This is a genomic window from Brevibacillus parabrevis (assembly GCF_003710905.1).
In the GTDB taxonomy this organism is placed as follows: Bacteria; Bacillota; Bacilli; order Brevibacillales; family Brevibacillaceae; genus Brevibacillus; species Brevibacillus parabrevis.
On sequence record NZ_RHHV01000023.1, the window covers coordinates 1 to 12576 of the forward strand.

General features: G+C 52.7%; 11 protein-coding genes. 2 read left to right on the forward strand and 9 right to left on the reverse strand.

What is annotated here, in order from left to right; translation table 11 throughout:
- Window positions 1–769: 769 nt before the first annotated feature.
- Together groL and groES are read right to left on the reverse strand one after the other, a co-directional pair.
- Window positions 770–2401, reverse strand: a complete 1632-nt coding sequence (gene groL, locus EDM60_RS26000) for a chaperonin GroEL (protein WP_063229481.1) — start codon at window positions 2399–2401, stop codon at window positions 770–772.
- 55 nt (window positions 2402–2456) lie between these two features.
- Window positions 2457–2741 (reverse strand): co-chaperone GroES, encoded by a 285-nt coding sequence (gene groES / locus EDM60_RS26005; protein WP_007721023.1) that lies wholly within the window; start codon window positions 2739–2741, stop codon window positions 2457–2459.
- A 263-nt stretch (window positions 2742–3004) separates the two neighbouring features.
- Between groES and EDM60_RS26010 the strand changes: the two genes are divergently transcribed.
- On the forward strand, window positions 3005–4348 hold the full coding sequence (locus tag EDM60_RS26010) for a CAP domain-containing protein (protein ID WP_122966557.1): 1344 nt from the start codon (window positions 3005–3007) through the stop codon (window positions 4346–4348).
- Window positions 4349–4355: 7 nt separating this feature from the next.
- Here EDM60_RS26010 and EDM60_RS26015 read toward each other — a convergent pair whose 3' ends face one another.
- The 6 genes from EDM60_RS26015 to EDM60_RS26040 all read right to left on the reverse strand — a co-directional run bounded on the left by EDM60_RS26015 (window position 4356) and on the right by EDM60_RS26040 (window position 8281).
- Entirely contained in the window at window positions 4356–4766 is a 411-nt protein-coding gene (locus EDM60_RS26015) for a hypothetical protein (protein WP_122966558.1), read from the reverse strand.
- A gap of 130 nt (window positions 4767–4896) precedes the next feature.
- Window positions 4897–5673, reverse strand: a complete 777-nt coding sequence (tatC, locus tag EDM60_RS26020; protein ID WP_122966559.1) for a twin-arginine translocase subunit TatC — start codon at window positions 5671–5673, stop codon at window positions 4897–4899.
- Between the two features lie 18 nt (window positions 5674–5691).
- Window positions 5692–6051: a twin-arginine translocase TatA/TatE family subunit gene (tatA, locus tag EDM60_RS26025; protein WP_063229477.1), complete on the reverse strand. Its 360-nt coding sequence runs from the start codon at window positions 6049–6051 to the stop codon at window positions 5692–5694.
- Between the two features lie 41 nt (window positions 6052–6092).
- Window positions 6093–7094 carry a molybdopterin-binding protein gene (locus EDM60_RS26030; RefSeq protein ID WP_122966560.1) on the reverse strand — a complete coding sequence of 334 codons (1002 nt, stop codon included), beginning with the start codon at window positions 7092–7094 and terminating at the stop codon, window positions 6093–6095.
- The gene (locus EDM60_RS26035) at window positions 7088–7603 is read right to left on the reverse strand and encodes a MogA/MoaB family molybdenum cofactor biosynthesis protein (protein WP_122966561.1); all 516 of its coding nucleotides are present in this window, start codon (window positions 7601–7603) and stop codon (window positions 7088–7090) included. Before EDM60_RS26035 ends, EDM60_RS26030 begins: the two co-directional genes overlap by 7 nt.
- A gap of 99 nt (window positions 7604–7702) precedes the next feature.
- Complete coding sequence (locus tag EDM60_RS26040) at window positions 7703–8281, reverse strand: 5-formyltetrahydrofolate cyclo-ligase (protein ID WP_122966562.1); 579 nt, start codon at window positions 8279–8281, stop codon at window positions 7703–7705.
- A gap of 105 nt (window positions 8282–8386) precedes the next feature.
- On the opposite strand from EDM60_RS26040, the gene EDM60_RS26045 reads away from it, so the two are divergent.
- The gene (locus EDM60_RS26045; protein ID WP_122966563.1) at window positions 8387–10321 is read left to right on the forward strand and encodes an ABC-F family ATP-binding cassette domain-containing protein; all 1935 of its coding nucleotides are present in this window, start codon (window positions 8387–8389) and stop codon (window positions 10319–10321) included.
- Window positions 10322–10339: 18 nt separating this feature from the next.
- Here the strand turns inward: EDM60_RS26045 and EDM60_RS26050 are convergent, their stop codons facing one another.
- Complete coding sequence (locus EDM60_RS26050) at window positions 10340–12574, reverse strand: hypothetical protein (RefSeq protein WP_122966564.1); 2235 nt, start codon at window positions 12572–12574, stop codon at window positions 10340–10342.
- Window positions 12575–12576 lie beyond the last annotated feature (2 nt).

Below are 12576 nucleotides of genomic sequence, written 5' to 3' on the forward strand. Positions count from 1 at the left end.
CAGTTTTCAAAGAGCATTTTGTTCTTCTTTTTGTCATCAGCACCTCGTGGCGCCGACCTTTTAAACTATATCATGTCTTCTTTTTAAAATCAAGGGTTATTTTTAGAAGTTCATGTTTTTTTCACTCTGTTTAAAAACCCTTTCAAAAGCGACAAGAGTTATCTTATCAAGTTCACGATCAAAACGCAAGTATAAAATCACTGGAATTTTAACCCATAAATCCACTGCGGAAAACCATGCGCAGCTTCTCCGCAAAACGGCTACAGCAGAAGATAGAAACGGTTCCAATCGTTCTTGCATTTGCAATGGCTGATCTATAGAAGATTGCTCCCGCACCTGCACTCGACCAGACAACAGCTGAAATGTCTTCTAATTGGGCTACTAAGTGCCCGTACAGCTATGAGTGATATTCTTCCGTAACCCCCTAGCAGCCATCACAAGGGCCTTAAAACGCATAGAAGTCATACTCTGGCTTCTCCCCCTCAAAAGCTTCACAAGCTCTCCTTGCTTCAGCAGATGAACCGGGGTGCAATACATAATGCCTTTTTACAGGCGACTCGCTATTCAAGCTCGCCACAGCACCGAGCGAGCAGCAACAGACAGATGAAGCATCACCGCAAATGTATGCTTTCAGCGCAAACAGTTATATCGCAACACTCCGGCAAGAAGCGGAACAACAGTTGCCGACACGAGCAAAGAGAGCCTTTCCAATAAAAAAAGAGACAGACATATGTCTGCCTCTTCTTGCAGAAAACGGCGAGCCGCTTTCTTACATCATGCCCATACCGCCCATGCCACCCATATCTGGCATGCCCATAGGAGCTTTGTTTTCTTCTGGTTTGTCAGCAATTACTGCTTCTGTAGTCAGGAACATAGCCGCTACAGATGCAGCGTTGGACAGTGCGGAGCGAGTTACTTTCGCTGCGTCAACGATACCAGCTTCGAGCATGTTCACATACTCTTCGCTCGCTGCGTTGAAACCAATGCCAACTGCTTCTTTTTTCAGACGCTCTACGATTACAGAACCTTCCAGCCCTGCGTTCGCAGCGATTTGACGAACTGGCTCTTCCAGGGAACGGAGTACGATTTGTACACCTACAGCCTCTTCGCCGTCTACTTTGATCGCTTCAACCGCTTTGATTGCGTTGATCAGAGTAGTACCACCGCCAGGTACGATACCTTCTTCTACTGCTGCGCGAGTAGAGTTCAGAGCGTCCTCGATGCGGAGTTTTTTCTCTTTCAATTCGGTTTCAGTAGCTGCACCGACTTTGATAACTGCTACGCCGCCAGCCAGTTTAGCCAGACGCTCTTGCAGTTTTTCGCGATCGAAATCGGAAGTAGTATCTTCGATTTGTTGACGGATTTGCGCTACGCGGCTTTCGATAGCTGCCTTGTCGCCAGCACCTTCAACAACAGTTGTGTTTTCTTTGGTAACCACGATTTTGCCAGCGCGGCCCAGTTGCTCCAGCTTGGTGGATTTCAGATCCAGACCGAGCTCTTCTGTAATCACTTCGCCACCAGTCAAAGCAGCGATGTCTTGCAGCATAGCTTTGCGGCGATCGCCGAAGCCAGGAGCTTTTACCGCTACAGCTGTGAAGGTACCACGCAGTTTGTTCACTACGAGAGTAGCCAGCGCTTCGCCTTCCACATCTTCAGCGATGATCAGGAGTGGTTTGCCGCTTTGTACTACTTGCTCCAGTACAGGCAGAACTTCCTGGATGTTGGAGATTTTTTTGTCAGTGATCAGGATGTAAGGGTTGTTCAGAACCGCTTCCATCTTGTCAGTGTCAGTGATCATGTAAGGGGAAGCGTAGCCGCGGTCAAATTGCATACCTTCTACTACTTCCAGTTCCGTTACGAAACCTTTGGATTCTTCAACGGTGATTACGCCGTCTTTACCCACTTTTTCCATAGCTTCAGCGATCAGGTTACCAACTTCTTGATCGTCAGCGGAAATCGCAGCTACTTGTGCGATAGAAGATTTGTTTTCAACTGGTTTCGCGATGGATTTGATTTCTTCCACAGCAGCGCGAACAGCTTTTTCCATACCGCGACGGATTACCATCGGGTTAGCGCCAGCTGTTACGTTTTTCAAACCTTCACGGATCATAGCTGCAGCCAGAACAGTTGCAGTGGTTGTACCGTCACCCGCGATGTCGTTTGTTTTGGTAGCAACTTCTTTAACCAGTTGCGCACCCATGTTTTCGTAAGCGTCTTCCAGCTCGATTTCTTTCGCGATGGTTACGCCGTCGTTTGTAATGAGTGGAGAACCGAATTTTTTCTCCAGAACCACGTTACGGCCTTTTGGACCGAGGGTTACTTTAACCGCATTTGCCAAAGTTTCCACACCGCGGAGCATGGAGCGGCGAGCGTCTTCAGAGAATTTGACTTGTTTTGCCATCTAATCTCTACCTCCTGATATGTGTTTTGTCGTTCGACTTCCTATGTCAAGAGCCTTAACCGATGATCGCGAGGATATCGGATTCGCGCAGCACGAGGTATTCTTTATTGTCTACCTTAACTTCAGTACCAGCGTATTTGGAGAAGATTACTTTATCGCCTTCTTTTACTTCCAGAGCGATGCGCTCGCCGTTGTCAGCAACACGGCCAGAACCAACTGCGATTACTCGGCCTTCTTGCGGTTTTTCCTTTGCAGAATCAGGCAAAACGATACCGCTTGCAGTCGTTTCGTCTTTGGAGATAGCTTCGATTACCACACGGTCACCCAATGGCTTAAGCACTAAAAACACCCTCCTCAAAAAATGTAGGTAAACAAAGTTTCTGTTGTTAGCACTCATAACAGTTGAGTGCTAACACCCAATTCCTATAATAATGAATCGCTATGTACTTTGCAAGTAGTTTCCCTCATTTTTTCCCAACCGCTCGTCTCGATTTGCCGTTCTTCTACTAGATGACTTTTTCTAGCAGACGGTTCTAGCAATCAGTCTGTCTCATATAAATCAAACATACGATCAGACAAGCCTGCCAAGGAGGGAAATGTTCCATGCAAAAATGGCTCTGGATCGGCTTGATTGCCCTCGGTGTGCTGGGGATCAGCCGTTTGTTCTCATCGGACACCACTTCCTTTATACGGGTAAATATCTACCCTGCCGACATCTACTGGGACGGACGCAAAATCGCCACAGGCAATGCGCAAGGGTATTATGTAGAGAGAGGCCAGGAGTTGCCCGCTTCCCTGGAATATCGCGGAACGCTTTACGTCCCTCTTTCCATGATCGGGCGGCATCTCAACAAACCTGTCGGCTGGGACGAATCCTCGCATTTTGCCTGGGTTGGTCAGCCTCCGACAGTCCCGACCGAGCTGTCGTCAGAAGTCAGCGGCTCCCCTGCTCCATCGTCTCCCAAAGCGGAGGACGCCATACCCGCTACCGCACCAGCTCAAAACGCTCCGGCAAAAACGGCCGATTCGGGAGATGCTTCAATGAAATCATCTGCTACGCTTTTTGGCATGACAATCGGCATGTCCTCCGATGAGGTCAAAAAGCTGTTGGGCGAACCGGCTCGCAAAGACCCGAGCAGTCTCGGCTATGAATGGTGGGTGTACAATCGCGATCCGGCCAAGTTCGTGCAGGTGGGCATCGCAAGCGGCAAAGTCGTCGATCTCTACTCTCTCGCCCCGGATGCAGCACTTGGCAACATCGGCGTGGGCAGCAGCCTGCAAGCATTGGAGCGCCAGTACCCTCTGCAAAATACAATCACCTTTTCCTATATGGGAGCGAACATCCAGATCACCAACCAAAAGCAGCAGCGCCCGCTCGTCATGAAAGACGGAGTCCCGCACATTTTTTATTTGGACAAGCAAAATGGCAACAAAGTGACCGGGTTGCGCATGATCGACACGCAAATGCTTTTGCGCGGCGGATTTTACGAGACGAAATGGTCCTACCAAGGGCAAGCGCCTGACTTCGATCCTCCAGCCCTGAATGTAGGCCAACGGGAACAAGTCAACCTCGCCAACGAACGGCAGACCATCGATCTCGTCAACGTCACCCGCTACCGCTACAAGCTGCCTCCCCTGCAATGGAACGAGGAAGCTGCCCAGGTTGCCAGAGGGCACAGCCTTGATATGGAAACAAACGATTACTTCGACCACATCTCCCCGACGACCGGAAGCAGTCCTTTTGACCGTCTGAAGCAAGCGAATATCACCTACAGCATGGCGGGGGAAAATATTGCGGCAGGTTACCCCGACGCCATTGAAGCGCACGAAAGCTGGATGAACAGTCCCGGGCACAGGAAAAACATCCTGGAAAAGGACTTCACCCAGCTAGGTGTCGGGGTCATCACTGATTATTTCACCCAAGCGTTCCTTACTCCCAACAAGTGATCCTTCCTCAGCGCAATTGAACGTTCGCCCGCAACTGATCCACCGCGCCTGTAAACTCGACCACGACCGTCTCGTACTCTTTCGTGTGCAAAATCAGCCAGGGACGTCTTCCGCCTTTTTTGGGCATGATGACGAACATCTCGGCAATGTCGGTATCCAAACTAGCCGAGGCAAGCTTCAACCGCTTGGGAGGAGCCAACGGTATTTTCACAATCATCACATGGTCCAAAGACGGGTTCAGTTCCTGCACTCGCCCACTCACTGTCGCAAGCAGCTGCTCCGCTTCTTTTTGAAACACGTCTGAATTGGCAAACGTGGCGACAACCTGCTGCTTGTCGGAATCGAACAACTCTACCTGCTCTGCACCAACTGCGGAACCGGACGAAAAGAACAGAGTCAAACATAAAATCAGCCACATGGTTTGCAAGCACCTCCCTTATTAACTTTTCTAGTATCTCCCACCTGTTTGCAAAGTCATGCCAACCGCTTGGCAATAAAAAAAGACCCGCTGCTATCCATTCCATAGCACGGGTCTTCTTTCGTATAAGTTATCGTACCAGCTCGTCCGTTTCGTAGCTGCCGTATTCTTTTTCCCACTCGGCTTCTTCGCGCAGCTGCTTGCGGTACACGATGCGCGACAGCCAAATGCTCATCTCGTACAGCAGCAAAAGCGGAATCGTCACCATGATGTCGCTGACAATCTCAGGTGGCGTCAGCGTAATCCCGACTACAGCCAGTCCGAAATAGGCCAACCGTCTTACTTTTGCCAACCTCATCGGGTTGAGGATGCGCAGACGGGTGAGGAACATCACGATGATCGGCAGTTGGAACAAAATGCCGAACGGGATGACCATGTTGAACAGGAAGCCAAAATACTCGGCGATTCCGTAATTGGGGTCAGCCCCGATCGTCGCAGTCATGCCGGTCATGAACTGCATGATCATCGGAAATACGACGTAATAACCAAACAAAATGCCTACGATAAAAAGCAAACAGGCCGCCGGAATAAAGTAAAGCGAACCGCGTCGCTCACGTTCCTCCAAACCTGGCGAAACGAAGCGCCAAAGATGGAACAAGGCGACAGGCAGCGCCGCCACCGCACCAATCAAAAAGGCAAACTGCATGTACACGCGAAGAGCATCGGATGGATGCAGGGAAATAATCGGCACTCCATCGGCAATCGGCTCTTGCTTCAAGTATTCAATCAACGGACCGGCAAAGTAAAAACCGGCTATCAGCGCGACGACAAACACCGCCAGCACCCATATGATGCGCCTGCGCAACTCCGTCAGGTGTTCAACCACTGTCATTTCACGATCTCTCATGGCAACCACCTTACCTGATTATGCCTTCTGCTGCTCTTTCTCCATCTGAAGGCGTTCCAATTCCAGCTTTTCACGAATTTCCTTTTCCAAGCGCTCGCGCTCCAGACGTTCGCGAACTTCACGCTCGATTTTTTCACGATCAAAAGCGTCCTTCTCGGTCACGACTGCCGCTTTCGCCGGAGCTTCTTTGGCAGCCAGCTCCTTTTTCTTCGCTTCGTCGTCCTCATCGTCATCGCTAGTCAAACTGCGCGTAGCGTTTTTAAACTCTTTCAGCGTGTGTCCCACGGCGCGTCCAAGCTCCGGGAGTTTTTTCGGGCCGAACAGCACCAACGCCAACACGAGAATCAGAATCAATCCAGGAATCCCAATCGAACTCATTTTCTTCACTCCTTTTTCCTGTTATTTGCCAGTCTAACCAGCTAACACTTCCGTAAACCGCCATAACCGAGTCTCGTCATGTCAGAAGCAACAATTCGTTCTCCTGCAAGAATCCGCGGCAAAAACACATCAAATGAAGTGAACGGCTCATGCATCACAGCTCCAGGAAGGCCGAGAATTGGAACTTCCCCTTTATAGGCAACCATCAGCATGGAGCCAGGCAGCATCGGCGTTCCGTATCGAACCACTTCCGCTCCTACACCTGCGATCGCTCCCGGCGTCCTGTCATCCGGATCGACGGACATACCGCCCGTGACGAGCACCAGATCGACGCCTTCGTCGAGGAACGAGTGAATTTGCTGTTCAATCGCTTCCTTGTCGTCAGGAGCAAAACGTTGGTCCACAACAGTAGAGCCGAGCGCTTCCACTTTGTTCCGAATCACCGGGCCGAACTTGTCCGCAATTCTGCCGGAGAATACTTCCCCTCCGGTCGTAACGAGACCGACTCGCTTCTCCTCAAACGACTTCACCTGAATAATCGGGCCGTCAAACTGCTTGACCAACTGTTCCAGTTCAATGATGCGCGTCTCCTCGATGATCAGGGGAATAATTCTCGTGGCAGCCAAAGTATGCCCCGGATGCACGATTTGATCACCGTACATGGTGGAAAAGGCAATTCCCTCCAGCGTGTTCAAGGCATGCACCGCTTCTTCGTTGATCTTGGCAAGGCCAGTCCGCGATGCTTTCATCGATACTTTGCCCTCGTACGGAGGCGTCAGCGTCAAGCCTTGCCCGGATACGGCCTTGGCAATCCGAATGCCTGCCTCTTCTTCATGAATGAAGCCCTCAGGCATTTCCAGCACGTAAATGTGCTCCTTGCCGATGGACAAAAGCGGCTCAATATCCGCTTCGGTCACGACATGTCCTTTTTTAAACAGGCGGCCTTTAAACTCGCCAGGCAAAATTTGCGTCATGTCGTGCGGCAGCATCATGCCGATGGCTTCCCGCACTGGAACTTCCCGCATTTTCGGTTTTTCTACCAACCCAATCCTCCCCAATCTTCGTTGGCTTCCCCTGTTCCTTGCAAAATGTGCAAAGCGTCCGCGAGCATGTCGCCGATCGCATTAAAACAGATTTCGACCCCTTTAGGGTTTCCAGGGAGGTTAATGATGAGCGAGTTGCCGCGCGTACCCGCAACAGCGCGCGTCAGCATCGCACGGCGGGATTGCTGCAAGCCGGCACGGCGCATTTCTTCCGCCAGCCCCGGTACAGGCCGGTCGATGACCCATTCTGTCACTTCCGGCGTAACATCGCGCGGGCTGAGCCCTGTCCCGCCAGTGACGATCAGCAGGTCGCATTTTTCACGATCCACCAGCTCAATCATATGCTCCTGCAAGTCTTCCATATCATCAGTAACGGCACGGTAGACAGCAACATCTACGTCCAGCCAATCCCTTGTCAGATTGCGGATGATGGGAATCCGATCATCTGCCCGATCTCCTCTGGCAATCGAATCACTCGCCGAGATAACGCCTACCTTCCATTTACCCACAGTTCATTCCTCCGTTTTCTCATTCGTTCATATTGTACACTTTTTTGTCCATAGTGTAGAGAGAATAGCGCGAAAAAGGAAGCGCCTGACACAAAACCTTCACGATTGAAAATAGCCTTTTTCCGTTACAATCCCGTCAAGCCGGATGTCGTGAGGCTCCAGCGGGACATGCTCCACGACCTGCATGGAGAAGCCAACCCCTACTAAAAACGGCAGTCTGTCCAGTCCAGCCAAAAAGCGATCGTAAAACCCGCCGCCGTAGCCCATTCTGCCGCCATGCCTGTCAAAAGCGACACCTGGCACAACTACGGCCTCCAACAGAGACACATCCGCTTCCTCTGCTTTTTCCGGGTCCGGCTCCATAATTCCGTACACGCCCTGCTTCAGCATATGTTCTCCGGTAAATCGGTAAGGGATTAATCGGCGCTGCTCGACCAAAGCAAGCGGCAGCCAAACTTCCTGGCCTCTGTTCATCGCTTCCCGAATGAAAGGCAAGATGTCTACTTCGTCGCCAAACGGATGGAAGGCAAAAATCGCCCTGGCACTGGCAATCCGCTCATTCTCCAGAAGGTGACGGCATATGTGCGCAGAATACTGCTCTCGCTCACTTGCCGGAAGCGCTTTTCGCCTCTCCAAAATATGGCTTCGCAGCTGCTTTTTATTCGTTTTTTGGTCCATGGCGGCTTGTCCCCTCTCCTTTCGCACAAGGACCGCGTCCTGAAGGCTTGTCCCGTGCGCTCTCTCTAGGCTACACTTGCATTACTATATAAAGAGGTGAATCAGATGATTTTGCTACAGGCTGAACATATAGAAAAAACGTATGGCATCGAAACCATTCTACAGGACATCTCTCTGCAAATACAAACAGGAGAACGGGTCGGACTGGTCGGCGTAAACGGCGCGGGCAAATCTACCCTGATGAAAATACTTGCGGGCGAGTTGAGCTATGACAGCGGGCTGGTTCGCATCCCGAAAGACGTAACGGTCGGTTACCTGGCCCAAAACGGCGGCCTCGAATCGGAGCGATGTATTTGGGATGAGCTGCTGAGCGTGTTCGACCACTTGCGGGCGGAGGAAAAGGAATTGCGCGAGCTGGAAGCCAAAATGGGCGACCCGGCCGTGCTGGCAGATGAAAAACGATACCAGCAAATTTTGGAGAACTACTCGCTGCGCTCAGAAGCTTTCAAGGAAAAAGGCGGTTACAGCTACGAAGGGGCCATTCGCGGCGTCCTGCACGGCTTGCGCTTCGCGGACATGGACTACCAGACTCCGATCAAGACATTGAGCGGCGGGCAGAAAACGCGGCTGGCGCTTGCCAAGCTGCTGCTGCAATCTCCGACGATTTTGCTATTGGACGAGCCGACCAACTACCTCGATATCGAGACGCTCACCTGGCTGGAAACGTATTTGCAAAACTATCAGGGAGCGATCCTGGTCGTATCCCATGACCGCTACTTCCTCGACAAGCTGGTGACTGTCGTCTACGAAATCGAACGGACTCGCGCTACGCGCTATGTCGGCAACTACAGCCGCTTCCTCGATGAAAAGGCTGCCCGGCTGGAGCAAGATTTGAAGCGATTCGAGAAGCAGCAGGAGGAAATCGCCAAGCTGGAAGATTTCATCGCCCGCAACATCGCTCGCGCCACGACAACCAAACGGGCGCAGAGCAGACGCAAAACATTGGAGAAAATGGACCGTCTGGACAAGCCAATCATGAACAACAAGTCGGTGAATTTTTCCTTTGAAGTAGCCAAAATGAGCGGAACCATCGTCATGAAAGCAAGCAACCTGTCTGTCGGCTACCCGGATGCCGTTCTCTCCCGCGGCCTGACTTTTGAAATCGAGCGCGAGGAACGCGTCGCACTGGTCGGGCCAAACGGGATCGGCAAATCTACTTTGCTGAAAACGATTGTCGGACAGTTGCAAGCTCTTGCCGGAGACGTACACTTCGGAAGCAACGTCACAATCGGCTACTACGACCAGGAACACCGCAACCTGAACGAGCGCAACACTGTGCTGGGGGAAATCTGGGACGAGTATCCGAACATGCTGGAAAAAGACGTGCGGACGCTGCTCGGCAATTTCTTGTTCAGCGGCGACGATGTCCAAAAGAAAATCAGCGATCTGTCAGGCGGCGAGCGCGCGCGTGTCTCCCTGGCCAAACTGATGCTGAAGCAAGCCAACTTCCTCATTTTCGACGAGCCGACGAACCATCTGGACATTTTCAGCAAAGAAGTGCTGGAAAACGCGCTCTACGACTATCCGGGCACTATTTTGTTCGTCTCCCATGACCGCTACTTCCTGAACAAAATCGCCAGCCGCGTGCTGGAGCTGACAGGCAATGGCGTGACAAGCTATCTGGGCAACTACGACTACTACGTGGAAAAGAAGCAGGAACTGGAGGAGCTGGCCGCCGAGCAAGCCGCGCAGCCAGCGAAAAAGCAGGGAACGACTACAGCCGCCCAGGCGGAAAAATCGTCCTACGAGCTGGACAAAGAAGCAAAACGGCGCGAGCGCCAGCGCCAGCGCCGTCTGGAAGAGATCGAGGCAACGATCCAAAAGCGGGAAGCCGATATCGTCAAGTGGGAGGAAGAACTGTGTCTCCCGGAAATCTACAGCGATCATATGCAGGCCAAAGAGCGCAACGATCTGATCCAGGCCGCCAAACAGGAGCTGGAGCAGCTGTATGATGAATGGAGCTCGCTGTCCGAGGAATAAGCGAGGCAGACGCTCTGTCTACGTGGAGCAGCGCTTTTGCTCAGGCTCCTCCAAAGCCGCGTAAAGCGCTGGAACGATCAGAAACGAAATGCAGGTCGCAGCCGTCACGATCCCGGAGTCATTCAACGCAAGACCTGCGAGCGATCCGGCGATGACTCCGGCGAAGCCTTTTACCAAATAAGGCGTGTCTTGCGCCAGATGCCGGAGAAAGCGGTCATTTTTCAAAGAGAGCACGCCCAGTGCAATGAGCGAGACGGCAAAGACTTTGCTCCAGATCGAGACGCGAATCAGCCGCACGTTCATCGCCAGCTTTCGCTCGATCATCTGTCCGACCTCGCCCCATTCACCTGCGAGTATTTGCTGCGAGACTCTCCCTACATGGGTGAGCGGCTGGTCGGACAACAGACTCGTCGCCATCAACCCGATTACCCCGAGAACGAGGCCGCCTGTTAACAGCAGGAGGCCTTTTTTGCCGATTCGCAGGTTATGCAGCCGGGCAAACGCGACAAAAAGCCCGATCAAGCCTGCCAGAAAGCCGCCCGCATCTGTCCCCAGGTTCGGCGCGACCATGTAGTAGAGCACAACCGCACAGACGAGCAAGGAACCGCCGGGCAGTGCCAAGCCAGCCACAGGGAGCACTCTCGTCCGCTCCCGATACAGCTGGTACAAGGAAGCGACAAGCATGACCGTTCCTCCGATGATCACTCCCTCGTATTCATTGCCCAATCCGTAAAACCGCGCCCCGATCACCGGATCATAGCCGAGAAAAGACTGCCGCATCAACGTTGCTCCCGTCCACCCGTCGAGACATACAACTGCCACCGTGACCGCACTGACACCCAGCGTTATTTTTGCGAGCGATTGATTCTCCTGCCAAAAGGCAATCGCCAGAGCAGCCATGATCAATACTCCCAGTATCAGCGAGCCGTGCACCTTCCAATCCAGCGCCGCTTCCAGCAAAAGCAACGCAGGGAACCAGAGCAACGCCAGAAGCGCCAGGCGAACTCCTCTGCGCACGCGCGACAGCCCCACTCCTTCTCTTCTTCTCCCCCACATCCACAGCAGCGCTGCGCAGCCTACCGTCACAATTTGCAGCATCACGTAAGTGTACAGGACAGACGGCCTTGTCGCGTACGTATGATGAATCTGTTCCACTTGGCTGAGCAGTTGCGACAGGTCGCCTTCTGTCCGGTAAATGGAATGACCCGTCAACCCTTTAGGGACAGGCACGTCCAGCCAGGTCAGCACTGTCGGCAACACATCCAGCCCGCTCACGAGACCGTTCTGGCGCGTCGTTGCAGAAGTCAGCAGCCCGGAAGACTGATCCGACCACAGCAAAAGCGGCGAGAGCAGCGCCTTGTCTTTTGCCGCCACGGAATTGACGGCGGGCGATACCAGCATGATCATCTGGTTAGCTCTGCGCAAGGAAAGCAACTGGTCGAGAAACTGCGCCAAATCGTTCTGGACGCGCTGATATTGTCTCGCAAACTGCCCCGGCTCCATGTCCGGCCCCAGCTGATACAGGCGGGACAAATCAGAAAGCTGTACCGCAATCAACCCGGATGAACGGTCTGCGCGAATCCGATCGAGCAAGTAGGCCGTATTCGTTTTCACTCCGTACGGGTATCCTCTGACAGACAGCGAGTTTGCTTCCGATACGTCTCCGGCAGGAACTCTCCCTTCCTGATCCATAGCGAAAAGCACAGCCTGCCTTTGCCTGGTTTCCTCAAAGTCTCCATTGCCGTAGGAGGCGATCCGAATCTTGTATGCTGCCAGTGTCGTGCCCAACAGTCCAAGGCGGGAAGTATACGGCTTGTCGCGGTTGTCCTCATGCAGACGGAATATACCGGGAAAAAGGATCGCTGAGCGCGCCAAGTCGTGCGCCCGATAGCCTCCCAACTCCTGCATCCGCTCTCCTGCCGTCTCGCGCGGCGAAAAAATTTCCGCGGGGTGATAGGCTGTGCCGCTTCGCTCTGTGTACAGAGCCTGTCCTCCGCTCCCCATCAGCAAGTAGCCATTCGCAGCCGTTCGCGGCCCTGGCGTGCGCAAAGAAAGAGCTGCTGCCCCCGCTTGGCTGATCCACTTATCCACAAGCGGCAAGCTTTTGAGCTTTTCCAGATCGGCAAAAGACATCCCTTCCACAAACAACAGGATGACTTGCGGTTTTTCTTGAACTGCCAGCGTTTTTCCGGGATTTGTATGTGCAAACAATATCAGGATGAGCAAAAAGAGCAGCACGATTTTGGACTTCATCG

What these genes read in the sequence shown, in the direction of transcription:
- groL (WP_063229481.1), bottom strand. Translation starts at nt 2,401, where the DNA reads ATGGCAAAACAAGTCAAATTCTCTGAAGACGCTCGCCGCTCCATGCTC.
- EDM60_RS26010 (WP_122966557.1), top strand. Translation starts at nt 3,005, where the DNA reads ATGCAAAAATGGCTCTGGATCGGCTTGATTGCCCTCGGTGTGCTGGGG.
- EDM60_RS26015 (WP_122966558.1), bottom strand. Translation starts at nt 4,766, where the DNA reads ATGTGGCTGATTTTATGTTTGACTCTGTTCTTTTCGTCCGGTTCCGCA.
- tatC (WP_122966559.1), bottom strand. Translation starts at nt 5,673, where the DNA reads ATGAGAGATCGTGAAATGACAGTGGTTGAACACCTGACGGAGTTGCGC.
- tatA (WP_063229477.1), bottom strand. Translation starts at nt 6,051, where the DNA reads ATGAGTTCGATTGGGATTCCTGGATTGATTCTGATTCTCGTGTTGGCG.
- EDM60_RS26040 (WP_122966562.1), bottom strand. Translation starts at nt 8,281, where the DNA reads ATGGACCAAAAAACGAATAAAAAGCAGCTGCGAAGCCATATTTTGGAG.
- EDM60_RS26045 (WP_122966563.1), top strand. Translation starts at nt 8,387, where the DNA reads ATGATTTTGCTACAGGCTGAACATATAGAAAAAACGTATGGCATCGAA.
- EDM60_RS26050 (WP_122966564.1), bottom strand. Translation starts at nt 12,574, where the DNA reads ATGAAGTCCAAAATCGTGCTGCTCTTTTTGCTCATCCTGATATTGTTT.